The organism is Paraburkholderia sp. BL17N1 (assembly GCF_003634175.1).
Taxonomy (GTDB): Bacteria; Pseudomonadota; Gammaproteobacteria; order Burkholderiales; family Burkholderiaceae; genus Paraburkholderia.
Window position 1 is genome coordinate 1,249,176 of record NZ_RBIW01000001.1, and the last position, 24,168, is coordinate 1,273,343.

Consider the following 24,168-nt stretch of genomic DNA (forward strand, 5'->3'; position numbering starts at 1 on the left):
ATGAGCACCATGACCCCTGCCGAGATCGTCTCGGAACTCGACAAACACATCATTGGCCAAGGCCGCGCGAAAAAAGCGGTGGCAGTGGCGCTGCGCAATCGCTGGCGCCGTCAGCAGGTTGAAGATCCGCTGCGTCAGGAAATCACGCCGAAGAACATTCTGATGATCGGACCGACCGGCGTCGGCAAGACCGAAATCGCGCGGCGTCTGGCGAAACTGGCCGACGCGCCGTTCATCAAGATCGAAGCCACCAAGTTCACCGAAGTCGGCTACGTTGGCCGCGACGTGGACAGCATCGTGCGCGACCTGATCGAAATTTCCGTCAAGCAGACGCGCGAAACGGAAATGCGCAAAGTGCGGACCAAGGCCGAAGATCAGGCCGAAGACCGCATCCTCGATATTCTGCTGCCGAGCGCGCGGCCCGTCGGCTTCGGCGCGAGTTCGAGCGCGGCGGATACCGTCGACGAAGGCAGCACGACACGCCAGACCTTCCGCAAGCGTCTGCGCGAAGGCTTGCTCGACGACAAGGAAATCGAGCTCGACGTGGAACAGCCGCAAGTCGGTATGGACATCATGGGGCCGCCGGGCATGGAAGACATGACCGAGCAGATCCGTTCGATGTTCGCGAACATCGGCGGCGGCAAGAAAACGCGCCGCAAGCTGAAGGTGAAAGAAGCGCTGAAGGTTCTCACCGACGAAGAAGCCGGCAAGATGCTGAATGACGAAGAGGTGAAAACCAAGGCCGTGCAGAACGTCGAGCAGAACGGCATTGTGTTTCTCGACGAAATCGACAAGATCGCCTCGCGTAACGAAGCCGGCGGCGGCGAAGTTTCACGTCAGGGCGTGCAGCGCGATCTGTTGCCGCTGGTCGAAGGCACCACGATCAACACCAAGTACGGCATGGTGAAAACCGATCACATTCTGTTCATTGCGAGCGGAGCATTTCACCTGGCCAAGCCGAGCGATCTGATTCCGGAATTGCAAGGCCGCTTTCCGATTCGCGTCGAACTGGACTCGCTCTCGGTGAACGACTTCGAATCGATCCTGGTTTCCACGGATGCGAGCCTCGTCAAGCAATACCAGGCATTGCTCGCCACCGAAGACGTGCACCTGGAATTCGCCGACGACGGCATCCGCCGCCTCGCCGAGATCGCGTACTCGGTGAACGAAAAGACCGAGAACATCGGCGCACGGCGTCTGTACACGGTGATCGAAAAACTGCTCGAAGAAGTTTCGTTCGCGGCCGGCAATCACTCGGGCCGGACGGTGCAGATCGACGCGGCTTATGTCGATCGCGCGCTGAACGAAGTGGCGGAAGACGAGGATCTGTCGCGCTACGTGCTGTGATGTCGTTGCCGGGATTGCCTCGTTCCGTTGCTTTCGCGGCTTGAGGCGAAACAGATGCAAGGCGTATAAGAAAACGGGCTGCCTTTGATCTGGCAGCCCGTTTTTTATTTGCCTACGGCAAGCGGAATTGAATTGAGGCTCTTATTGCTTGACCGGCCGCTTCGCCAGCTTGCGCTGCAGCGTGCGACGATGCATGTTCAACGCGCGCGCGGTAGCCGAAATATTGCCGCCGTGCTCGGCGAGCACGCGTTGAATATGCTCCCACTCCAGACGTGCCACCGACAACGGCGTGGGATGCTCGATCGCCTCTTCAGCTTGCAGCGCACTCGCTTCACTTTGCAGCGCCGACAGAATCGTCTCGACGTTGGCAGGTTTGGCCAGATAGTTATCCGCACCGTCTTTCACCGCCTGCACCGCGGTAGCGATGCTCGCATAGCCCGTCAGCACCAGCATGCGCGCGTCGGGCTGCAAATCGCGCAACGGTGCGACGAGCGTGAGACCTGAGTCGTTGCCGAGATGCAGATCCACCGTGATCTGGCTGAACTTCTGCTGATTTGCCAGCTTGATGGCCTCATCCGCGTTGTGCGCCTCGCTCACCGTGTAGCCGCGCCGGGTGAGCCCGCGAGCGAGGATGCCGGAGAACACCTCATCGTCGTCGATCACCAGAAAATTCATATCGCTCATGCCTGTTTCTCCGTGTTGGATGGCGCAGCGCCTAGACGGCCTTTGCCAGAAAATTTGCGTCCGGCGAGCGGCAGCTTAAGGACCGCGCGCGTGCCACGCGGCTTGATAGCGCTGACATCGGTCAACTCGATCGACCCATTCAGACGCGCCGCCGCCGAAAAAGCCAGATAGAGGCCCACACCGTGCCCACCTTGCGTGCTCTCGACCGGCATCGCTCCGAGCGAGCCGCGCAACGCGGCCGGAATGCCGGGGCCCGCATCACATACTTCGAAGACGATCTGGTCGCCGCGCGCCCCCAGCGCGCAGGACAGCGTCACGTGATCGCGGCTTGCACGCGCGGCGTTGTCGAGCAAAATCGTGAGAATCTGACTCACGGCCACCGTATCGTCAAGACTGACATCCGCCGGCGGCACGCCAACCCGCTCGAACTTCACATGCGGATGACGCAAGCGCCACTGCTCGGCAAACGATTCGAGCCACTCGCCGACCTGCTGCCGGTTGGTCGTTGTCGATGCCCGGCTGCGCAAGCGTGCAAGCGCCGACGTACACAGGGTCATCTGCTGTTCGAGCAATTCGAGATCGGCGCTATAAGGTGCAAGTCCCTTATCTGAACGCGCTGCATCTCGTAATTCTTCGGACAACATGGCAATTGTAGACAACGGCGTTCCGATTTCGTGCGCGACGGTAGCGGCCTGCACACCCAGAGCGACCGCGCGTTCGTCGTGAAGCAAGCGCTGCTGCGCGTCTCCGAGCGCTGCGTCACGTAGCCGCAATGCTCGCGACATGCGCGCAACGAACCATGCAATGAGGCCGACGCTGACCATGAAGTTCACCCACATGCCGGCTCGGTAGTAGTCGAACAGGTTCGCCGGATTGTCGAGATTCAGCGGTACGGAATCGAAACCGAGGACTGCATAACAGGCCACGGCGAACGCCGCGAGCCACGCCATCAGATGCCACGGCAGCACGGCCGCGGCGATGGCGAGCGACGGCAGATAAAGCGAAACGAATGGATTGGTGGTGCCGCCGGAGAGAAACAGCAGCGCGGACAACGCGCCCAGATCGACCCAGATCTGGCCGAACAATTCCATGTTGGATTCGGGGCGCTGCTGCGAGACACGCCACCATGTGATTCCGTTGAAGATCACTTCGAGCGCGATCACCAGCAGCATGGCGGGCAGCGGCAAGTGCACGCCGATGAAAATCTGCACGAACGCAATCGTCATCAACTGGCCAATGATCGCGAGACTGCGCAGCCAGAACAGATGCCCGAGATTGACGCGGCCAGTGTTGGTGATTCGGTGCATGACTTTAACTTTAATTTACCTGTTCGGACTAGTCCGACTTACCTCGCGGCCTTGCGTCGGTAACATGGAATTTTTGCGATAGCGCTTAACGGGAACGAACTTTTCTTCGGCTCCTTCATCGCGCAACCCATCCATGCTACCGACTCCCCACAGCGAGGCCGACGCCTCTTCAGCTTTCCTGACTGTTCTGCGACAAGCCGCCGCAGCCCGGCAAACCGGCACGGCGCAGGCCGAAGCCGACTGCCTCTACGCCGCGGCGCGAATTCATCCGCTCGACGACGCCTCGCTCAGTTCGCTCATGGCCAAGCTGCTCGAACAACAGCGCTCCGGCGACGCAATCGAACTCGCCGCCATTATTGCCCAACTCGATCCGCGCAACGCTGTTGCACACTTTCGCCTCGGCTACGCGCTGCAGATGGCGAACCGGCATGCCGAAGCCATCGCGCCCTATCGCCATGCCCTCACAATCGATCCGCGTTTGCCGCGCCTGTGCAACAATCTCGCCGCTGCGCTGACGTTCACCGGCGGCAGCCTGAACGAACGGATCACGCTGCTGGAAAATGCCGTCCGCGACGAACCCGATGAGGGCGACGGCTGGACCAATCTCACGCACGCTTACCGTATAAATATGGACCTGCCGCGCGCGCTCGAAGCCGGCGCAAAGGCCGTTCAATGCGCGCCGCATAGCCCGCTGGCGCACAACAACTATGGGCTGACGCTGCGTGAAGCGCAACGTTGGGACGACGCGGCGCAAGCCGCCCAAACCGCTTGCGCGCTAGCCCCCGACGACGCCAGCATGCGCTCCAATCTCTCCATGCTGCAGCTCGTGCATGCCGATTATGCGCACGGTTGGGCATCGCATGAAGCGCGCTGGGACGGTTCTTCGGAATTGGGCGGCAACCGTCCGGTGATGCCGGCGCCGGTTTGGCGCGGCGAACCGCTTGCCGGAAAGACATTGCTCGTGTGGGGCGAGCAAGGCATGGGCGACCTGTTGCAGTTCTGCCGCTACATTCCGATGCTGGCCGAGCGCGTCCATCGCGAAGGCGGCCATCTCGTCTGGAATTCATTTCCGCAGATGGGCGCGCTGCTCGCGCGCAGCCTCGGCGCTCATGCGGACGAGTTTTCAGCCGGAGGCGGGGTCGAATCGCTGCCGGCGTTCGATTACGAGGTTCCTTTGCTGAGCCTGCCGCTGATTTTCGACACGCGCGAAGAAACGATTCCGGCGGCGCCCTATCTGCAAGCGGACCCGCGGGCCATCAACTCATGGCAAGAGCGGCTGGCCGGGGAATCGCGGCTCAAAGTCGGGTTGACGTGGACCGGCAGCCACGGCCATCAACGCAATCCGTTCCGGCGTGTCGGCTGGGAGCGCTACGCGGCTCACTTCGGCGGCATGCAGGACGTGGCGTTCTATTCGTTGCAGCCGGGCGCTGGCGCGGACGTGGCGGCGGCACGCGCGGCCGGCTTACCGATGACCGACTACACCGCCGAATTCGCGACCTTCGACGATACAGCCGCGTTTGTCGGCGCGCTCGATCTCGTCATTACGGTTTGCACCTCGGCGGCGCATCTGAGCGGCGCAATCGGCCAGCGCACGTGGGTGCTGCTCGACGTCAACCCGCATTGGGTCTGGCTGCTCGACCGCCGCGACAGCCCGTGGTATCCGAGCGCCACGCTTTACCGGCAGCCGCAATTCGGTCGGTGGGAGCCGGCGCTGGAAGCCGTCGCGCGTGATCTGAGTGCGCTTGCGGCTCAGCACCGCCGGGCGTTGTAAGCGCGCGGCGCTTATGTAGGCGGATCGCGCTACCGAGAGCCGGTGGCGCTCTCGTAAGACGCCGACGCTGCGCCCGTAGGCCATTGGCGCGCTCGCCAGCCAGCAACACTCCCGGGAATGAGTGTGCGTCCCCGAGCTACCCCGCTTCCCGCGGCCTCCCCCCACCAATTACGCTCCGCCGGGCCTCAGCTGAGCCGCCTGCGCAATCTCCGCCGCAAGACATTCAGGACACAAACAGCGTCCAGTTGGATCGAGCCGGTCCGCCGGCAACGGCGGCATCTCACGGCACCAGCAGTCGAATGGCTGGCCGTGCATGGCGCAATCGAACGCGTTGCCGCAGCGCGGGCAGCGCGCGCGGCCTTCAGAACGGGAAACGGACGGTTTCATGACAGCCTGGATACCCTCGCAGCAACGGGGATCAGGAAATGATGCCACGACTGGCGAACCACCGTGAGTCGTCCGTTCGGCTAATTTACGGGCACCTCCGAGGCGCGGTACGCTTTGTCTTCCGTTGGCGTGCGGGCCGTGATTGCGCGGTGCGCAAAGCCCACGGCGCCCGCCGCCCGCGCAACTGTCGAAAACCCTGTTGCAGCGCGCCAGTCCTGTACAATTCGCCCTGTTTCAACTGTTCCGTGCCTGAGCCTGCCGCCATGTCCGAGCTTCCCGACCTTTCGCAGATCGCGCCCACCCTGAAGGCTGAAATCCTGGCCGAGGCGCTTCCCTACATTCGTCAGTATCACGGTAAGACCGTGGTCATCAAATACGGCGGCAACGCCATGACCGAAGAGCGGCTCAAGCAAGGCTTCGCGCGCGACGTGATCCTGCTCAAGCTGGTCGGCATCAATCCGGTCATCGTGCACGGCGGCGGTCCGCAGATCGATCAGGCGCTGAAAAAGATCGGCAAACAAGGCACGTTCATTCAGGGCATGCGCGTCACCGACGAAGAGACGATGGAAGTCGTCGAATGGGTGCTCGGCGGCGAAGTGCAGCAGGACATCGTCACGCTGATCAACCACTTCGGCGGCCACGCGGTCGGTCTGACGGGCAAAGACGGCGGTCTGATCCACGCGCGCAAGATGCTGATGCCGGATCGCGACAATCCGGGCCAGTACGTGGATATTGGCCAGGTGGGTGAAGTCGAGGCGATCAATCCGGCGGTCGTGAAAGCGCTGCAAGACGACGCGTTCATTCCGGTGATCTCGCCGATCGGCTTCGGCGAAGACGGCCTCTCGTATAACATCAACGCGGATCTGGTCGCGGGCAAGCTGGCGGTGGTGCTGAACGCCGAAAAGCTCGTGATGATGACCAACATCCCCGGCGTGATGGACAAGGAAGGCAATCTGCTGACCGATCTGTCGGCGCGCGAAATCGACGGCCTGTTCGCCGACGGCACGATCTCCGGCGGCATGCTGCCGAAAATCTCGTCGGCGCTGGACGCGGCCAAGAGCGGCGTGCGCTCGGTGCACATCATCGACGGCCGTATCGAGCACTCGGTGCTGCTGGAAATTCTCACCGAACAGCCGTTCGGCACAATGATCCGTTCGCATTGATTCCTGCCTCAAATCCGGCACACGCGGCACGTCATGGCGTGCCCTGTGTGCCGTGCTGTTGCGCTGGGCAGTCATACGGCGCGCGCTACACCTTCGGCGGCTCGCAGCGGCGCGCCGCCACAAAGCACCACCCCGCTACCTCGTCCTTGCTCGCCACCCGCACCGTGAACCGTTCGCGTTCGCCGCGTGAGGCAACTGTTCGCGCCTGAACGGCGTCCTCCACCATGCGCACTCCCACCTCCCGAAACCGTCGTCCGCACATCGCAGGGGGCCGTCCGGTCTGGCTGTTCGATCTCGACAACACGCTGCATCACGCGTCGCACGCGATTTTTCCGGCGATCAATCAGGGGATGACGCAGTACATCATCGACGCGCTGCAAGTGGACATCGACGAAGCCAACCGTCTGCGCACCGGCTACACGCAGCGCTATGGCGCAACGCTGCTGGGCCTGACACGCCACCATCCGCTCGACGCGAACGACTTCCTGAAGGTCGTGCACACCTTCCCCGATCTCGGTTCGATGATCCGCCATGAACGCGGCGTCGCGCGCCTAGTCGCTGCCCTGCCGGGCCGCAAGATCGTGCTGACGAACGCGCCCGAAGCCTACGCGCGCGCGGTGCTCGCCGAACTGCGAATCGAGCGTCTGTTCGAACAGGTGATTGCCATCGAACATATGCGCGATCGCCGCCGCTGGCGCGCCAAGCCCGACCACGCGATGCTCCGCAAGGCCATGCGCGACGCGCACGTTTCGCTAAAGGACGTGATCCTCGTCGAAGACACGCGCTCGCACTTGAAAAACTACCGGCGGCTCGGCATCCGCACGGTGTGGATCACCGGCCATCTGCCGCGCAAGCCGCACGCGGACGGCATACCGACTCGCCTGCCGGGCACCGGCCGGCCACACTATGTCGATAGAAGCATTCGTTCGTTAAAATCGCTACGACTGAGCACCCGCTCGGTTCGATTGAAGAGACAGCAGACGGGACGACAGCCATGCAGCCGATCGACAAGCCTGACGAAGTCTTAACCGAACACGAACCGACCACCACGCTCGCCGCCCCGCGCGCGCAGCGCCTGAAGCCGGGCGAGCGCCGCGTGCACATCCTCCAGACGCTTGCCGCGATGCTGGAGGCGCCCAAGAGCGAAAAGATCACCACCGCGGCGCTCGCCGCCCGGCTCGGCGTCTCGGAAGCCGCGCTGTATCGTCATTTCGCCAGCAAGGCGCAAATGTTCGAAGGGCTCATCGAGTTCATCGAACAGACCATCTTCGGGCTGATCAACCAGATCGTCGACAAGGAAAGCAACGGCGTGCTGCAGGCGCGCTCGATCGCGTTGATGCTGCTCAACTTCCCCGCGAAGAACCCCGGCATGACGCGCGTGCTGACGTGCGAGGCGCTGGTCGGCGAGCATGAACGGCTGACCGAGCGCGTCAATCAGATGCTGGAGCGCGTCGAGGCGTCGTTGAAGCAATGCCTGCGGCTTGCGCAAATGGAAGCGAACACCACGGCGAACTCGGGCGAGGACGCCGTGCCGCTGCCGGCCGGCTACGATCCCGCGATCCGCGCGAGTCTGCTGCTGAGCTATATCATCGGCCGCTGGCATCGCTATGTGCGCAGCGGCTTCGCGCGGCCGCCTGCAGACCACGCCGACGCGCAACTGCTCCTGATTCTTCAGTAGTCCGCGCGGCTTGCGTCGCGCCACGCTCTGCGCCCGCGACGTTGCCGCACGAAAATTTCCGCTATACTTTGCGCCTGACCGCGGGACCCCGATTCATTCGGAACCGCTGTCCGCAACACCCTGAACACCTGCTTGAAAACCTTATACGCGCCGATTTGCTGACTCGATTGCGGGCGCGCGAACTGCCGGGAACGTTTCCCACGGTTCACTATAAATGCGGCTAAAGAGGTCGTCAGCCACGCACACAGTCGTTCCTCCGTGCTTTCGCCGACGCCGTTTAGCCGCCCTGTTTTGACAAATGGCGGAATGAATGGAATCGATCGGTATCGTCGCTCCCCACAAAATGCATTTCTCCGAGCCGCTGCAATTGCAGAACGGCAGCTCGCTGGCCGGTTACGACCTGATGGTCGAGACCTACGGCACGCTCAACGCCGCGCGTAGCAACGCGGTGCTGGTGTGCCACGCGCTCAATGCGTCGCATCATGTGGCGGGCGTGTACGCTGACAATCCCAAGGACGTCGGCTGGTGGGACAACATGGTCGGTCCGGGTAAGCCGCTCGACACCGACAAGTTCTTCGTAATCGGTGTGAACAACCTCGGATCGTGCTTCGGCTCAACCGGGCCGATGAGTATCGACCCGGCCACCGGCAACCCGTACGGCGCCACGTTTCCGGTCGTGACAGTGGAAGACTGGGTCAACGCCCAGGCGCGCGTCGCCGACCAGTTCGGCATCACGCGTTTCGCGGCGGTGATGGGCGGCAGCCTCGGCGGCATGCAGGCGCTGGCGTGGAGCATGATGTATCCGGAGCGCGTCGGTCATTGCATCGTGGTCGCGTCCACGCCCAAGCTGTCGGCGCAGAACATCGCGTTCAACGAGGTCGCGCGCTCGGCGATTCTGTCGGACCCGGATTTCCACGGCGGCAACTACTACGCGCATAACGTGAAGCCGAAGCGCGGCTTGCGCGTCGCGCGCATGATCGGCCACATCACGTATCTGTCGGACGACGACATGGCCGAAAAATTCGGCCGCTCGCTGCGTCGCGCGGAAGGCGCGGTAGACGCGTATAACTTCAACTTCGACGTGGAATTCGAAGTGGAGTCTTATCTGCGTTATCAGGGCGACAAATTCGCCGACTACTTCGACGCGAACACCTACCTGCTGATCACCCGCGCGCTTGACTATTTCGATCCGGCCAAGGCTTTCGACGGCGATCTGACCGCCGCTGTCGCGCACACCACGGCGAAATATCTGATCGCCAGCTTCTCGACCGACTGGCGTTTCGCGCCGGCCCGCTCGCGCGAACTGGTGAAGGCGCTGCTCGACCACAAGCGCACGGTCACGTACGCGGAAATCGACGCGCCGCACGGCCACGACGCCTTCCTGCTCGACGACGCGCGCTATCACAACCTGATGCGCGCCTACTACGAACGTATTGCGAACGAGGTGAACGCATGAACCAGCGAGCACTCGATTACCTGGCGCTGCGCCCGGACTTCCGCGCGATCGCGCGCTGGGTCGAACCGCGCGCCACCGTGCTGGACCTGGGCTGCGGCGACGGCTCGCTGCTCTCGCTGCTGACCGAAGAACTGGACGTGCAGGGCTACGGCATCGAAATCAACGACGCGGGCGTGCTGGCGTCGACGCAGAACGGCGTCAACGTAATCCAGCAGAATCTGGAAGACGGCCTGCGCCTGTTCGAAGACGGCAGCTTCGATTTCGCGATTCTGTCGCAGACGCTGCAAACCATTCATCAGACGGCGGCGATCCTGCGCGAGACTGTGCGGGTCGGCAAGGAATGCATCGTGTCGTTCCCGAACTTCGGCTACTGGGCGCATCGGCTCTCCGTGCTGCAGGGGCGCATGCCGGTGTCCAAGTCGCTGCCTTATCAGTGGCACAACACGCCGAACGTGCGGGTACTGACCATCGAGGATTTCGAGGCGCTGGCGCCGGAAGTCGGCATCGAGATTCTTGACCGCGTGGTGCTGCACGACGGTCAGGTGGTGCGGTGGGGGGTGAACTGGCGTGGTAGTCTTGCGGTCTATCGCGTCAAGAAAAGCTAACCCCACTTATCCACATGTCGAACCCGCCGCACGAGGCGCCTGCACTTACCGCTCACGAAGAACATCCCGGCTGGCGCGCGTTCCTGAATACGCGCATGCTGATCTGCGTCTTTCTCGGCTTTACGTCGGGCTTGCCGCTGTTCACGCTCGTCTACCTGGTGCAGGCGTGGTTACGCTCAGAAGGCGTCAATCTGAAGGAAATCGGCCTCTTTGCGCTGATCCAGTTCCCGTACACCTGGAAATTCATCTGGGCGCCGTTGATGGACCGCTACGTCCCGCGTTTTCCGGGCTGGCGTCCGGGCAGACGGCGCGGCTGGATGCTGGTCACGCAAATACTCGTGGCCGGCGCCATTGCCACCTTGGGGTTCGTGTCGCCTAAAGATTCGATCTGGACGGTGGCGGCTTTGACCGCGCTGGTCGCGTTCTTCGGCGCAAGCCAGGACATTGTGATCGACGCCTACCGGCGCGAGTTGTTGAGCGATACCCAGCAGGGTCTGGGCAACGCGGTGCACGTGAACGCTTACAAGATCGCGGCGCTGGTGCCCGGTTCGCTCGCGTTGATCCTGTCCGACCATTTGCCTTGGACCACCGTTTTCATTGTGACGGCGGCGTTCATGCTGCCTGGCATGGTGATGACACTCGTCGTGCGCGAACCAGAAGTTCATGGCACGCCGCCCAAAAATCTGCGCGAAGCGATCGTGCAGCCATTCAAGGAATTCATTCAGCGCGACGGCTGGCGCGGCGCGCTGTTCGTGCTCGGTTTCATCTTTCTGTACAAGCTCGGCGACACGATGGCGACCACGCTGTCCACCTCGTTCTTTCTCGACATCGGCTTTTCGCGCACGCAGATCGGCGTGATCGCGAAGACCACCGCATTCGGCGCGAGTCTGGCGGGCGGGATTGTCGGCGGGATCTGGCTGATGAAAATCGGCATCGGCCGCGGGCTGTGGATCTTCGGCGTCCTGCAGATGGTGTCGACGCTCGGCTTCGCATGGCTCTCGCACCTCGGGCCGGCATCACCCGGTCTCGTGGCAATTTACGACATCGCCGTCTGGCTAAGCGAAGGCACGACAAAGCTGCTGGCACTGGTGGGCATCGATTGGGCGGTGCAGCTCGAGCCGCGTTCAGTTGCGCTGGCGCTTGTCTACGGGCTGGAAACCTTTGCCACCGGGCTGACAATGGCGGCCTTCACCGCCTATATCGCCAGCACCACCGATCCGCGCTACACCGCCACCCAGTTCGCCCTCTTCACGAGCCTTGCTTCGGTGCCGCGCACGCTGGCTTCCGCGGCGAGTGGCTACGTGGTCGCGCAGATCGGCTGGTTCGACTACTTCATCGTTTGTACCGCGCTGGGGTTGCCCGGCATGCTGCTTCTGCTGCGTATCGCGCCGTGGAGGAAGCAGTCGTGAAGGCGCTTCTTTCGAAGGGTGCGGCGCGTTCGGTGACGTCTCGGCGCCCTGCCGTCAAGGGCAGCCGCGCGGCGCTGCACGCCGTATGCGCGCTTGGCTGTGCGAGCCTGACATTTGCCGCGCCATTGAACGCCTCTGCGGCAGCCGTGCCGGCTGCGGCCACCAGCGCACCCGCGGCGGCTCCGGCGCCGGCCACTACGTCAGCACCGACGGCGAAGCCCGCAGCGGCGCCAGCCGCGAGCCCTGAAAGCGCGACATCCGCTGCACAAGGCGCGAACAATGCCGCCGGCGCAGCGGGTGCAGGCAGCGCGCCCGCCGCTGCAACGCCGCCTTCATCGCCTCCCTCGCCCCAACTGACGCAGCCGCCGCCGGCCCCGGTCACGGCCAGAACGCCCGCCGCGACATCTTCGCCACCCGCAGCCACCAAAGCGCCGGCCGTCCCCTCGATGCCCGCCCCGGCGTCCGCGTCGTACACCCTGAACACGCAGTTGCGTTACGGCGGTTATCTGGTGTTCCGCAACCTGATCCCATCGCCGATGCTCGAGGCGCAAGCCGCCGACGAGTTCAGCCAGATCACCTACGGCGCCGAGCACTCGAACCGTCTGTATGCCGACACCGACGCGCATGTCACGCGCGTGCGCTCGATCGTCGACAAGATGATTCCGTACTCGCTGAAATGGAACGAGCGGGCCAGGAACTGGAAATGGGATGTAGCGGTGGTGCGCTCGCCCGATATCCGCATGTACTGTCTGCCGGGCGGCAAGATCGTCGTCTACGGCGGCCTGCTCGATCGCGCGAAACTGAACGACAACGAGCTCGGCATGCTGATCGGCCATGAGATCGCGCATGCGTTGCGCGAGCATGCACGCGAGCGGCTCGGCCAACTGCAGGCAAGCCAGCTCGACTCGTCCGGCACGATCCCACAGCTATTCGGGCTCGCCGATCTGGGCGCGGCGCCGCTCGGCATCGGCTCGCGCCTGCTGGAAATGAAGTACGAAAATACGGACGAGACCGAAGCCGACGTGATCGGCAGCGATATCGCATCGCGCGCCGGCTTCGATCCGCGCGCGGCGGTCACGCTGTGGGACAAGCTGGCGCAGGCCACGCGCAGCAATCGCGATCAAGGCTTCATCTACGTGCATCCCTACACGCCGGCGCGCCGTCAGGACATCGTCAAGCGCTTGCCGGACATGCTGCCGCTCTACGCGAAGGCGATCGGCAAGACCGTGGACGCGTTGCCGGACTACGCCGGCATGGGCCGGCCGCGCCGCAAACTGGCCCGCGATTGAGCTGCGCGGGCCTTTAGCGTCCGCTTCTTCCGTGACAACGCATGCCGCAGGGCGGAGTTCAGGTTTACTTGCTGCGCACTCGCACTCGCACTCGCGACCATTGTCGTGACAAAGGCGAGCCCTCAGCCTCGCTTGCCGTGCTTACTTCTTCACCTTGTGGTCGTAATCCACCGTTAGTGGCGCATGGTCGCTGAACTTGATATCGCGGAACACATCGGTACGTTTCGCCTTGCTCGCGATACCCGCCGTCGCGATCTGATAATCGATCCGCCACCCGACGTTCTTCGCATACGCCTGACCGCGATTGCTCCACCATGTGTACTGTTCCGGCCGCTGGTCGAGCGTGCGGAACACGTCGACGTAACCCACTTCATCGAATAGTTTGGTGAGCCATGCGCGTTCTTCCGGCAAGCAACCCGAATTCTTCTGGTTGCTCTTCCAGTTCTTGATATCGATTTCCTTGTGGACGATATTGACGTCGCCGCACACGATCACCTCACGCTCCTGAGCCAGCTCCGCGAGATGCGGCATGAACTCGTCCATGAAACGGTATTTGGCCTGCTGGCGTTCGTCGCCGCTCGAACCCGAGGGCACATACACCGAAATCACCGAGAGCTTGCCGAAACGCAGTTCGACATAACGCCCTTCCGGGTCGAACTCCTCGCTGCCAAAACCGATCACCACTTCGTCCGGTTCGTGACGCGTGTACACGCCCGCGCCGCTATAACCCTTCTTCACGGCGTGCTGAAAATAGCCGGTGAAGTTGTGCGGGGCCATGAATTCCGGCGTCATATCGTCCTGCGAGCATTTGATTTCCTGCACGCACAGCACGTCGGCCTTCTGCTCTCCGAACCAGTCGAAAAAGCCTTTCTTCGCCGCTGAGCGGATGCCGTTCAGGTTGGCGGTAATCACACGCAACATGTCGTTCCTTTTTACGTTCGATTCGTTGATGAAGCGAAAGGCACGGTCACTCGACCTTGATGCCCTTCAGCGATTCTTTGGCAGGCGGATATTCGAGCTTGAGTGCTTCGAACGTGCGCAGCAGCAACTCCGCAACCATCACATTGCGATGAGTCTTGGAGTCGGCGGGAATCACGTACCACGGCGCGTATTCCGTCGAGGTCGCTGGCAGCGCGTCCTGGTACGCCGCCTGATACTGGTCCCACTGCTTGCGCGCTTCGAGATCGGCAAGGTCGAATTTCCAGTGCTTGCTCGGATCGTCGATGCGCGCCTGGAGACGCGTCCGCTGCTCGTCTTTCGAAATGTGCAGCATGCACTTGACGATGGTCGTACCGCTATACGCCAGCAATTCCTCGAACTGACGGATGTGGCAGCAGCGTTGCATGAAGGCTTGCTCATCCAAAGTGCCGTGCACGGTGGGCACCAGCAGATCTTCGTAGTGACTGCGGTTGAAGATCGTCAGCTCACCGGCGGCCGGCGCTTGTGAATGCACGCGCCAGAGAAAGTCATGCGCGAGTTCGACAGGCGTCGGCGCCTTGAAGGGCACGATGCGCAAACCAAGCGGATCGACTTCGTGAAACACGGCGCGGATCGTGCCGTCCTTGCCGCTCGTGTCCATGCCCTGCAGCACCAGCAATACGCGCCGCGTTTGCTGCGCGTGCAGGCGCTCCTGCAAGTTGTCGAGCTTCGTGCCGATCTCCGACAGACGCGCCTTGTCGCCATCTTTCGAGCCGGTCGAAAACGGCTTGGCGGCCGGGTCGAAATCGCTCAGCGAGAATTTGTTTTTCTTCTTGCCGTCGTCGAAATACGGCACGCGGAAATCGTCGAGTTCGGGTTGCCTGGCCATCCACACACTCCCCTGATCTGTGTTCGCTTAAATGGACCCGCAAAATGAAACGGGCCGTTGCCCTACTTTCGTTGCCGGCAACAGCCCGTGCTGACTTGAGCTTTAACGCTTCAGTCGTTCACGCTCAACTTAACTTCGACTCAGGATAGCTTCTTCTTCAGCAGTTCGTTCACCTGCGCCGGATTGGCCTTGCCCTTCGTCGCTTTCATTGCCTGACCGATCAGCGCGTTGAATGCCTTTTCCTTGCCGGCGCGGAATTCCTCGACCGACTTCTGATTCGCGGCGAGCACTTCGTCGATGATCGCTTCCAGCGCGCCGGTATCCGAAATCTGCTTCAGCCCCTTCGCTTCGATGATGCGGTCGGCGGCGGCTTCGTCGGTGGCTTTCTCTTCCCAGATCGCGAGGAAAATTTCCTTGGCGATCTTGTTGGAGATCGTGCCATCGGCGATACGCTGCAGCAACAACGCGAGTTGCGCGGACGACACCGGGCTCCCGGCAATGTCGAGACCCTCGCGATTCAATTGCGACGACACTTCGCCCATCAGCCAGTTGGCGGCAACCTTGGCGTTGGCCGGACCGACCTTGCTCACCACCGCTTCGTAGTACGCGGCCATGGCTTTGCTGGACGTCAGCACGTTAGCGTCGTACGGCGTCAAACCGTATTGCGACACGAAACGCTGTTGAATCGCCACCGGCAGCTCTGTCATCTCTGCCTTGACGCGCTCGATCCACGCCGCGTCAATCACGAGCGGCATCAGATCGGGATCGGGGAAATAGCGGTAATCGTGCGCGTCTTCCTTGCTGCGCATGGAGCGCGTTTCGCGCTTGTCCGGATCGTACAGACGCGTTTCCTGCACCACCGTGCCGCCGTCTTCGATCAACTCGATCTGACGGCGAACTTCGTACTGGATCGCTTCTTCGAGGAAGCGGAACGAGTTCAGGTTCTTGATCTCGGCACGCGTGCCGAATTCGGCCTGGCCGACCGGACGCACCGACACGTTCGCGTCGCAACGGAACGAGCCTTCCTGCATGTTGCCGTCGCAGATGCCGAGCCACGTGACGAGCGTATGCAGCGTCTTCGCATAAGCGACCGCTTCGGCCGCGCTGCGCATTTCCGGCTCGGTGACGATTTCGAGCAGCGGCGTGCCGGCGCGATTCAGGTCGATGCCGGTCATGCCCGCGAAGTCTTCGTGCAGCGACTTGCCCGCGTCTTCTTCGAGGTGAGCGCGCGTGAGGTTGACGACCTTCTCGTACGCTTCCTTGCCGGCCTTTTCATTGGCCGGCACCTGAATCGTCACCTGACCGCCCTGCACGACGGGGATTTCGTACTGGCTGATCTGATAACCCTTCGGCAGATCGGGGTAGAAATAATTCTTTCGCGCGAAGATGCTGCGCGGCGCCACCGTTGCGCCGATCGCGAGACCGAACTGGATCGCGCGCTCCACAGCGCCGCGGTTCATTACCGGCAACGTGCCCGGCAACGCCAGATCGACGGGGCAGGCTTGCGTGTTCGGCGCGGCGCCGAATTGCGTCGAGGCGCCCGAAAAAATCTTCGACTGGGTCGACAGTTGCGCGTGGGTCTCCAGACCGATCACGACTTCCCATTGCTTGGCCATGGTGCTCACACTCCTGCCGGTGCTTTGCGGTGCCAGTCGGTCGCGCGCTGGAACGCGTCGGCCACCTGAAGCATCCGGGCTTCATTGAAATAGTTGCCGATGATCTGCAAACCGACCGGACGCTGCGCATTCGCGCCCGCACCGAAGCCGCACGGCACGCTCATGCCCGGCAAACCAGCAAGGCTCACCGACAGCGTGTAGATGTCGGCCAGATACATCTGCACCGGATCGTCGCCCTTCGCGCCGAGGTCCCACGCCACCGACGGCGCGACCGGTCCCATGATCACGTCGCACTGCTTGAATGCTTCCTGGAAGTCCTGCGCGATGATGCGGCGGATCTTCTGCGCCTGCAGGTAGTACGCGTCGTAATAGCCGTGCGACAGCACGTAGGCGCCGACCAGAATGCGGCGCTTCACTTCCGGGCCGAAACCTTCGGCGCGCGACTTCTTGTACATGTCCAGCAGATCGCGATACTCCGCCGCGCGATGACCGAAGCGCACGCCGTCGAAACGCGACAGGTTCGACGAAGCCTCCGCCGGCGCGATCACGTAGTACACGGGAATCGACAACTCCGTTTTCGGCAACGAGACTTCGACCAGCGTGGCGCCGAGCGCTTCGTATTGCTTCAACGCGGCGTCGATCGAGGCGCGCACGTCGTCGGCAAGACCGGCGCCAAAATACTCTTTCGGCAGGCCGATGCGCAGACCGGCGAGCGGCTTGGCGGCGCCGTCTTCTGTCCACGGCTTGCCGAGATAACGCGTGTAGTCCTCGTCGTCGCGCACGAGGCTGGTCGAATCGCGTTCGTCGAAGCCGGCCATGGCGTTGAGCAGCGTCGCGCAATCCGCGGCGCTTTGCGCCATCGGACCGCCCTGATCCAGCGACGAGGCAAACGCGATCATGCCGTAACGTGACACGCGACCATACGTCGGCTTGATACCGGTAATGCCGGAGAACGACGCCGGCTGACGGATCGAGCCGCCGGTGTCCGTACCCGTTGCAGCGGGCGCGAGGCGCGCGGCGACGGCCGCAGCCGACCCGCCCGACGAACCGCCCGGCACAGCCTTAACATCCCACGGATTCTGCACAGGACCAAAGTACGAATTCTCGTTGGACGAGCCCATCGCGAACTCATCCATATTGGTCTTGCCCACGCACACCATGCCGGCGTTCTGCAGACGCGCGACCACGGTCGCGTCAAACGGGCTTTCGTAGTTCGACAGCATTTTCGAGCCGGCGGTGGAGCGCCAGCCCTTGGTGACGAACACGTCCTTGTGCGCGATCGGCAGGCCGACCAGCGGGCCGGCGTGGCCTGTATGAAGCAGCGCGTCCGCGGCTTTCGCCTGCGCGAGCGTCAGATCGGGATCGACCTGGATGAATGCGTTCAGGCTGTTGGCCGCGTCGATCCGCTTCAGATAGAGCTGCGCCAGTTCGACTGCGGAGCATTCCTTGGCCGTCAGTGCGGCGCGCAGTTCGGTCAAACTTTTTTCATGCATTGCGTTTTATCCTGAAGAGCGCGGCAGCGTAGTCACGCTGCCGTGGAGGCGTTCGGCTGCCCGCCGGCAAACCGAGCCGAGGAAGCCGGAGACGACGGTTATGCGAGCGTTGAAGCCACGAGTCGAGATGCCGCAAGTCGGCACTTCGTCTGGAGGCCCGCTCGCGTATCGCGCCGGGCTCGATGCGCGGGTGTTACTCGATCACCTTCGGCACGAGATACAGGCCGTCCTGCACTGCGGGCGCCGGGCGCTGGAAAGCTTCGCGTTCGACCGTTTCGGTCACCGCGTCGTTACGCAAACGCAGCGCGACGTCTTCGATCTGCTCGATCGGGTGGGCAAGCGGCGCGATGCCGGTGGTATCGACCGCCTGCATCTGCTCGACGAGGCCGAAAAAATCGTTGAGCTGGACGAGCGTGTGCTCAGCGTCGGCGTCGGCCAGTTCGAGCCGCGCGAGATGCGCGATGCGTTTTACATCGGTCAGGGTCAGAGCCATGCAGTCACCGGAAAAATGTGGTGGACCGCCGCAGCAAGGAAAAAAACGATGCCGCGACAGCGGGTTACGACGCTGGAGGAAGACCTCGAAAAAGGGGCCAGCGGTGGCAAAAAGTGCCGTCCGTTTCCTTCAAAACATCCAAAATTATAAGGTATCATTACGCGTTCGACCCAAACCCGGACCGTCTTACCAAGGCCTTTCTGAACAATTCCCAAAGATAGTTCGGATTTTTCTGACCTGGCTTTGCATCGGCCTCCGGTAGACTCCCTCGCAGCTTCAAGTTCCTGTGGCGCCGCATCCGCCCGGTTGAAGCTGTTATTTTTTCCGCTGCCGCCCTGCGCAACCATTGCGAGGCCCGGCCCCCAGCGAGACAGGATTTTGAATGTTCGGTTTTTTGCGCAGCTACTTTTCCAACGATCTGGCCATTGACCTCGGCACGGCCAACACGCTCATCTACATGCGTGGCAAGGGCATCGTTCTTGATGAACCGTCGGTGGTGTCGATCCGCCAGGAAGGCGGTCCCAACGGCAAGAAAACCATCCAGGCAGTCGGCAAGGAAGCCAAGCAGATGCTCGGCAAGGTGCCGGGCAACATCGAGGCAATCCGCCCCATGAAAGACGGCGTGATCGCCGACTTCACCGTCACCGAGCAGATGATCAAGCAGTTCATCAAAACTGCTCACGAATCGCGCATGTTCTCGCCGTCGCCGCGCATCATCATTTGCGTGCCGTGCGGTTCGACCCAGGTCGAGCGCCGCGCCATTAAAGAAGCCGCGCACGGTGCGGGCGCTTCGCAGGTCTACCTCATTGAAGAACCCATGGCCGCGGCTATCGGCGCCGGCCTGCCGGTGTCGGAAGCAACCGGCTCGATGGTCGTCGACATCGGCGGCGGCACGACCGAAGTCGGCGTGATCTCGCTCGGCGGCATCGTGTACAAGGGCTCGGTGCGCGTGGGCGGCGACAAGTTCGACGAAGCGATCGTCAACTACATCCGCCGCAACTACGGCATGCTGATCGGCGAGCAAACCGCCGAAGCCATCAAGAAGGAAATCGGTTCCGCCTTCCCGGGTTCCGAAGTCAAGGAAATGGAAGTGAAGGGCCGCAATCTGTCGGAAGGCATTCCGCGCAGCTTCACCATCTCCAGCAACGAAATTCTCGAAGCCCTCACCGACCCGCTGAACCAGATCGTGTCGTCGGTGAAGATCGCGCTCGAACAAACGCCGCCGGAACTCGGCGCCGACATCGCCGAGCGCGGCATGATGCTCACGGGCGGTGGCGCACTGCTGCGCGATCTGGACCGTCTGCTCGCCGAAGAAACCGGCCTGCCGGTGCTCGTCGCCGAAGACCCGCTGACCTGCGTTGTGCGCGGCTCGGGCATGGCGCTCGAACGCATGGACAAGCTGGGCAGCATCTTCTCGTACGAGTAAGCGAGCCCGTCTTCATGTCAGTAGCGCGGATCAGGCAAACGGCTCCTTGCGGGCCGGTTTGCCGTTGGCTGGGCCTACCAGCCTCCGCGCGCTGAACGCGCCTTTCCCGCGCGCCGCCGTCTCACCCAACCGCTCACGCCCCCGGCGCCGACCATGGAATACAGTCCGCCGCCCCTGTTCAAGCAAGGACCGTCCGCCCTCGCACGACTCGTATTTTTTGTCTTGCTGGCGATCGCCCTGCTGATCTCCGACGCACGCTTCAAAACGCTCGAAATCGTTCGCGGCGTGCTCGGCGCGGGTCTTTATCCGTTGCAACGCGCCGCCCTCGTGCCGCGCGATATGTTCGTGGGCGCGGCCGACCTGGCCGTGACCAGCGCCACGCTGCGCAGCGAAAACGACAAACTGCGCACCAAAGATCTGCAGCTTTCGCAGCAAGCCAATACGGCCGCTGGGTTGGCGGCCGAGAACGCGCATTTGCGCGCGCTGCTGCAACTGTCGCAGCGCTCCACCACCGAATCGCTGCCCGCCGAAATCCAGTACGACACGCGTGATCCGTTCACGCAGAAGGTTGTGATTGGCCGGGGTGCGCAGCAAGGCATCCAGAACGGTTCGCCGGTCGTCAATGAAGACGGCGTGATTGGGCAGGTAACGCGCGTGTTCCCGCTGCAAGCCGAGGTGACGCTGCTCACGGACAAAGATCAGGCAGTGCCTGTGCAGATCGTGCGCACGGGTCTGCGCAGCGTGATTTACGGCACGCCGAAGGGCGACACTCTGGATCTGCGCTTCGTACCGATCAGCGCCGACATTCAGACGGGCGATGAACTCGTCACCAGCGGTCTGGACGGTGTGTATCCGCCGGGTCTGCCAGTCGCCAAGGTAGTGCGGGTCGACAAGCAGGCCGATACGGCGTTCGCGCGTGTGATCTGCCTGCCGGTCGCGCCGGTGCGCGGCGCGCGTCAGTTGCTGGTGCTGCATTACGTGAACAATGTGCCGCCGCGTCCGGCCGAAGAGCCCGACGCAGCCACGGCCGCGAAGGACGCAAAAGCGAAGAAAGGCGCCAAATCGGCCGACGGCAAGGCCGCGGCGGATAAATCCCAGGCAAAAGCCGGCGAAAAGGCCGCAGCCGAGAAACCCGCAACCGCCAAGCCCACCGAAAAAGCGCCGGCCAAACCGCCCGCAGCGGAGAAAAAGTCCGCCGCCGAAAGGAAACCGGCCGCCGACAAGAACGCGAAGCCGCCAGCCAAGCCAGGGGCCCAGCCATGAACCGTCCGCAATACATCCTGCAGCCGGTCAATCCTTATTTCATCTCGTTCAGCCTCGCTGCGGCGTTCCTGCTGAACCTGATGCCGTGGGGGCGCCTCGTCGGCGTGCCGGACTTCGTCGCGCTCGTGTTGCTGTTCTGGAACGTGCACCAGCCGCGCAAAGTCGGCATGGGTATCGCGTTTTCGCTCGGTTTGCTGATGGATGTACACAACGCCAGCCTGCTCGGCGAGCACGCGCTGGCGTACACGTTGTTGTCGTACGGCGCGATCACGATTCACCGCCGTGTGCTGTGGATGTCGCTCGGCGTGCAGACCTTCGCGGTCATGCCGCTGCTGGTCGTCGCGCAACTGGTGCCGTTCGTGATCCGTCTGCTGACGGGCGCGGCGTTTCCGGGCTGGGGTTATCTGATCGACGGCTTCGTCGAAGCCGCGCTGTGGCCGGTCACCAGCATGCTGCTGCTGATGCCGCAGCGCCGCCCCGCCGATCCGGACGATACCCGGCCGATTTGATCCCGCATCGAGCGCGCCGGCGTTCTTGTCAGAACCCACTTCCCGGCCCGCTCGACGCGCATCGCTGTTCATGCCTCCCGGTTCCGGCCGGAAAAGGCGCACACTCATGATGGCCGTCACCCGGCCTTTTGCAGAATCGCATGACCGAATTCAAGGACACTCAGCAACAGCTCTCGAAGTTCCGCCTGCGCGTCGCGGCGGCGGGCCTGTTCGTGTTCGTCTGCTTCGGGCTGATCGGCTTCCGTTTCCTGTTTCTGCAGGTCTGGCACTACAGCAAATATTCGCTGCAGGCCGATGAAAACCGCATTTCGGTCGCGCCGATCGTCCCGAACCGCGGCATCATCACCGATCGCAACGGCGTGGTGCTGGCCAAGAACTACTCGGCCTACACGCTCGAACTGACGCCGTCGAAGCTGAACGACTCGATCGAAAACGTGATCGACAACCTGGCCACGGTTGTTTCAATCGACGCACGCGATCGCCGCCGCTTCAAGAAGCTGCAGGAAGACTCGAAGAACTTTGAGAGCCTGCCGATCCGCACCCGACTGACCGACGACGAAGTCGCGCGTTTCACCGCGCAGCGCTTCCGCTTTCCTGGCGTGGAAGTGCGCGCGCGCCTGTTCCGTCAATATCCGCTCGGGCCGACCGCGGCGCACGTGATCGGCTACATCGGCCGGATTTCGCAGCGCGATCAGGACCGTATCGACGACGCCAGCGATCAGAACGACAGCGATCCGGACCACTACGATCCGCGTCTGGACGCGAATAACTACAAGGGCACCGACTACATCGGCAAGATCGGCGTCGAGCAGAGTTACGAGACCGAGTTGCACGGCCAGACAGGTTTCGAGGAAGTGGAAGTGACCGCCGGCGGCCGCCCGGTGCGGACGTTGTCGCGAACCCAGGCGACGCCTGGAAACAACCTCGTGCTGTCGCTGGATATCGGCTTGCAGCAGGTCGCCGAGCAGGCCTTCGCGGGCCGCCGCGGCGCGCTGGTCGCGATCGAACCTTCGACCGGCGACGTGCTCGCCTTCGTGTCCGCGCCGAGCTTCGATCCGAACTCGTTCGTCGACGGCATCGACCAGCAGACCTGGGACGATCTCAACAACTCGCCCGACCATCCGCTGCTCAACCGTCCGCTGCACGGCACCTATCCGCCGGGCTCGACCTACAAGCCGTTCATGGCGCTCGCCGCGCTCACGCTGCACAAGCGCACGCCGGGCTGGGGCTTCCAGGATCCCGGTTCGTACACCTTCGGCGGCCACACGTTCCGCAACGACGTGCGCTCGGGCCAAGGCTGGGTCGATATGAACCGCGCGATCGTGGTGTCGAACGACACGTATTTCTACATGCTCGCGCACGATCTCGGCGTCAACAATATCGCCAATTTCATGAAGCCGTGGGGCTTCGGCCAGATTACCGGCATCGACATTTCGGGCGAGGCGCGCGGCATCCTGCCGTCCACGGAATGGAAGCGCAAGGCGTACCGCAAGCCCGAGCAGCAACGCTGGTATGAAGGCGAAACGATCAGTCTCGGCATCGGCCAGGGCTACAACTCGTTCACCATTCTCCAGCTCGCTCACGCCACGGCCACGCTCGCGAACAACGGCGTCGTGATGAAGCCGCACCTCGTGCGCGACATCGAAAACCCAATCACGAAAGAGACGCGGCCGGTGGTGCGCGATCCGAGCGACAGGATTGCGGTCAAGCAATCGGACATCGACATCATCAAGCGCGCGATGGAAGGCGTCGTGACCAACGGCACGGCGTCGAAGCTGTTCATCGGCGCGCCGTATCAGGCGGCCGGCAAGACGGGTACGGCGCAGGTCTACTCGCTGCAGGGCGCGAACTACAAAGGCCACGCGGTCGCCGAGCATCTGCGCGACCACGCGCTCTTCATCGCGTTCGCACCAGCCGAGCAACCGAAGATCGCGCTCGCGCTAATTGTCGAAAACGGCGGCTGGGGTGCGGAAGCGGCAGGTCCGATTGCGCGCAAGGTGCTCGACTATTACCTTGTCGGCAAGAACAAGCCGGGTGCGCAGCAAGCGGCCATCGAGGCAGCGGCGTCGGCAACCGAGGATGCCTCCGCGCCGGAAGTCGGCGATGCGCCGCCGGCGCCGCAGGACGGCGTGCAGCCGGTCAAGGTCGCAGCGGGCTTCACCGCGCTGCCGATTCCCGGCGCGGCTTCGGCGGCGGCGGCGGCCTCCGCTGCGGCGGCCGCGAGGGCTGCGTCCGCGGCGGCGGCAGCTTCCGCCCCTGATGCCGCATCGGCACCGGTTGCCGCCTCGACGTCCGCGTCCACCGCCACGAAGAATCCGGCGTCGCGTAAATCCGGCGTCCCGCATAAACCCCGTCCGGCCAGCGAGCCGGCGCCGACAGCCGCCGCTGCCTCGCGCGATGGCGGCATTCAGGCCACGTCGCCACGCCAGCCGGTTTCCGGCGGCATCGACGAGTAAGGAGAAGGC

21 protein-coding genes are annotated in these 24,168 nt (G+C 62.9%); 13 read left to right on the forward strand and 8 right to left on the reverse strand.

Features of this window, described 5'->3' with window-relative positions; genetic code table 11:
- On the forward strand, positions 1-1,347 hold the full coding sequence (gene hslU / locus B0G82_RS05425; RefSeq protein ID WP_106283935.1) for an ATP-dependent protease ATPase subunit HslU: 1,347 nt from the start codon (positions 1-3) through the stop codon (positions 1,345-1,347).
- 141 nt (positions 1,348-1,488) lie between these two features.
- Here the strand turns inward: hslU and B0G82_RS05430 are convergent, their stop codons facing one another.
- Both B0G82_RS05430 and B0G82_RS05435 read right to left on the reverse strand, forming a co-directional pair.
- The gene (locus B0G82_RS05430; protein ID WP_012431409.1) at positions 1,489-2,031 is read right to left on the reverse strand and encodes a response regulator transcription factor; all 543 of its coding nucleotides are present in this window, start codon (positions 2,029-2,031) and stop codon (positions 1,489-1,491) included.
- Entirely contained in the window at positions 2,028-3,338 is a 1,311-nt protein-coding gene (locus B0G82_RS05435) for an ATP-binding protein (protein ID WP_106283936.1), read from the reverse strand. Before B0G82_RS05435 ends, B0G82_RS05430 begins: the two co-directional genes overlap by 4 nt.
- Positions 3,339-3,471: 133 nt before the next feature.
- Between B0G82_RS05435 and B0G82_RS05440 the strand changes: the two genes are divergently transcribed.
- Positions 3,472-5,109 carry a tetratricopeptide repeat protein gene (locus tag B0G82_RS05440; RefSeq protein WP_121306872.1) on the forward strand — a complete coding sequence of 546 codons (1,638 nt, stop codon included), beginning with the start codon at positions 3,472-3,474 and terminating at the stop codon, positions 5,107-5,109.
- A 168-nt stretch (positions 5,110-5,277) separates the two neighbouring features.
- On the opposite strand, the gene B0G82_RS05445 is transcribed toward B0G82_RS05440, so the two are convergent.
- Positions 5,278-5,496: a cysteine-rich CWC family protein gene (locus B0G82_RS05445; protein ID WP_121306873.1), complete on the reverse strand. Its 219-nt coding sequence runs from the start codon at positions 5,494-5,496 to the stop codon at positions 5,278-5,280.
- Positions 5,497-5,759: 263 nt separating this feature from the next.
- Between B0G82_RS05445 and argB the strand changes: the two genes are divergently transcribed.
- The 7 genes from argB to B0G82_RS05480 all read left to right on the forward strand — a co-directional run bounded on the left by argB (position 5,760) and on the right by B0G82_RS05480 (position 13,096).
- Entirely contained in the window at positions 5,760-6,659 is a 900-nt protein-coding gene (argB, locus tag B0G82_RS05450; RefSeq protein ID WP_007179687.1) for an acetylglutamate kinase, read from the forward strand.
- Between the two features lie 224 nt (positions 6,660-6,883).
- Positions 6,884-7,687, forward strand: a complete 804-nt coding sequence (locus B0G82_RS05455; protein WP_121306874.1) for a pyrimidine 5'-nucleotidase — start codon at positions 6,884-6,886, stop codon at positions 7,685-7,687.
- The gene (gene slmA, locus B0G82_RS05460) at positions 7,654-8,337 is read left to right on the forward strand and encodes a nucleoid occlusion factor SlmA (protein WP_116118669.1); all 684 of its coding nucleotides are present in this window, start codon (positions 7,654-7,656) and stop codon (positions 8,335-8,337) included. Before B0G82_RS05455 ends, slmA begins: the two co-directional genes overlap by 34 nt.
- 310 nt (positions 8,338-8,647) lie before the next feature.
- Positions 8,648-9,793 (forward strand): homoserine O-acetyltransferase, encoded by a 1,146-nt coding sequence (locus B0G82_RS05465; RefSeq protein WP_121306875.1) that lies wholly within the window; start codon positions 8,648-8,650, stop codon positions 9,791-9,793.
- Positions 9,790-10,398, forward strand: a complete 609-nt coding sequence (gene metW / locus B0G82_RS05470; protein WP_012431403.1) for a methionine biosynthesis protein MetW — start codon at positions 9,790-9,792, stop codon at positions 10,396-10,398. Before B0G82_RS05465 ends, metW begins: the two co-directional genes overlap by 4 nt.
- Positions 10,399-10,412: 14 nt before the next feature.
- On the forward strand, positions 10,413-11,807 hold the full coding sequence (locus B0G82_RS05475) for an AmpG family muropeptide MFS transporter (RefSeq protein WP_121306876.1): 1,395 nt from the start codon (positions 10,413-10,415) through the stop codon (positions 11,805-11,807).
- A gap of 32 nt (positions 11,808-11,839) precedes the next feature.
- Positions 11,840-13,096: a M48 family metallopeptidase gene (locus B0G82_RS05480; protein WP_199730123.1), complete on the forward strand. Its 1,257-nt coding sequence runs from the start codon at positions 11,840-11,842 to the stop codon at positions 13,094-13,096.
- 141 nt (positions 13,097-13,237) lie between these two features.
- On the opposite strand, the gene B0G82_RS05485 is transcribed toward B0G82_RS05480, so the two are convergent.
- The 5 genes from B0G82_RS05485 to gatC all read right to left on the reverse strand — a co-directional run bounded on the left by B0G82_RS05485 (position 13,238) and on the right by gatC (position 18,505).
- On the reverse strand, positions 13,238-14,017 hold the full coding sequence (locus B0G82_RS05485; protein ID WP_116118668.1) for an exodeoxyribonuclease III: 780 nt from the start codon (positions 14,015-14,017) through the stop codon (positions 13,238-13,240).
- A gap of 46 nt (positions 14,018-14,063) precedes the next feature.
- Positions 14,064-14,903 (reverse strand): PPK2 family polyphosphate kinase, encoded by an 840-nt coding sequence (locus tag B0G82_RS05490; protein ID WP_121306878.1) that lies wholly within the window; start codon positions 14,901-14,903, stop codon positions 14,064-14,066.
- 140 nt (positions 14,904-15,043) lie between these two features.
- Positions 15,044-16,519: an Asp-tRNA(Asn)/Glu-tRNA(Gln) amidotransferase subunit GatB gene (gene gatB / locus B0G82_RS05495; protein ID WP_121306879.1), complete on the reverse strand. Its 1,476-nt coding sequence runs from the start codon at positions 16,517-16,519 to the stop codon at positions 15,044-15,046.
- A 5-nt stretch (positions 16,520-16,524) separates the two neighbouring features.
- Positions 16,525-18,012: an Asp-tRNA(Asn)/Glu-tRNA(Gln) amidotransferase subunit GatA gene (gene gatA / locus B0G82_RS05500; RefSeq protein ID WP_121306880.1), complete on the reverse strand. Its 1,488-nt coding sequence runs from the start codon at positions 18,010-18,012 to the stop codon at positions 16,525-16,527.
- A 193-nt stretch (positions 18,013-18,205) separates the two neighbouring features.
- Positions 18,206-18,505 carry an Asp-tRNA(Asn)/Glu-tRNA(Gln) amidotransferase subunit GatC gene (gene gatC, locus B0G82_RS05505; RefSeq protein WP_105511670.1) on the reverse strand — a complete coding sequence of 100 codons (300 nt, stop codon included), beginning with the start codon at positions 18,503-18,505 and terminating at the stop codon, positions 18,206-18,208.
- Between the two features lie 382 nt (positions 18,506-18,887).
- Here gatC and B0G82_RS05510 point away from each other — a divergent pair, with 382 nt between their 5' ends.
- From B0G82_RS05510 to mrdA, 4 genes are all read left to right on the forward strand, one after another.
- Positions 18,888-19,931 carry a rod shape-determining protein gene (locus tag B0G82_RS05510; RefSeq protein WP_004189550.1) on the forward strand — a complete coding sequence of 348 codons (1,044 nt, stop codon included), beginning with the start codon at positions 18,888-18,890 and terminating at the stop codon, positions 19,929-19,931.
- Positions 19,932-20,084: 153 nt separating this feature from the next.
- On the forward strand, positions 20,085-21,194 hold the full coding sequence (gene mreC, locus B0G82_RS05515) for a rod shape-determining protein MreC (RefSeq protein WP_121306881.1): 1,110 nt from the start codon (positions 20,085-20,087) through the stop codon (positions 21,192-21,194).
- Entirely contained in the window at positions 21,191-21,703 is a 513-nt protein-coding gene (gene mreD / locus B0G82_RS05520) for a rod shape-determining protein MreD (protein WP_095417751.1), read from the forward strand. Before mreC ends, mreD begins: the two co-directional genes overlap by 4 nt.
- Before the next feature lie 140 nt (positions 21,704-21,843).
- Positions 21,844-24,159 carry a penicillin-binding protein 2 gene (gene mrdA, locus B0G82_RS05525; protein ID WP_121306882.1) on the forward strand — a complete coding sequence of 772 codons (2,316 nt, stop codon included), beginning with the start codon at positions 21,844-21,846 and terminating at the stop codon, positions 24,157-24,159.
- Positions 24,160-24,168 lie beyond the last annotated feature (9 nt).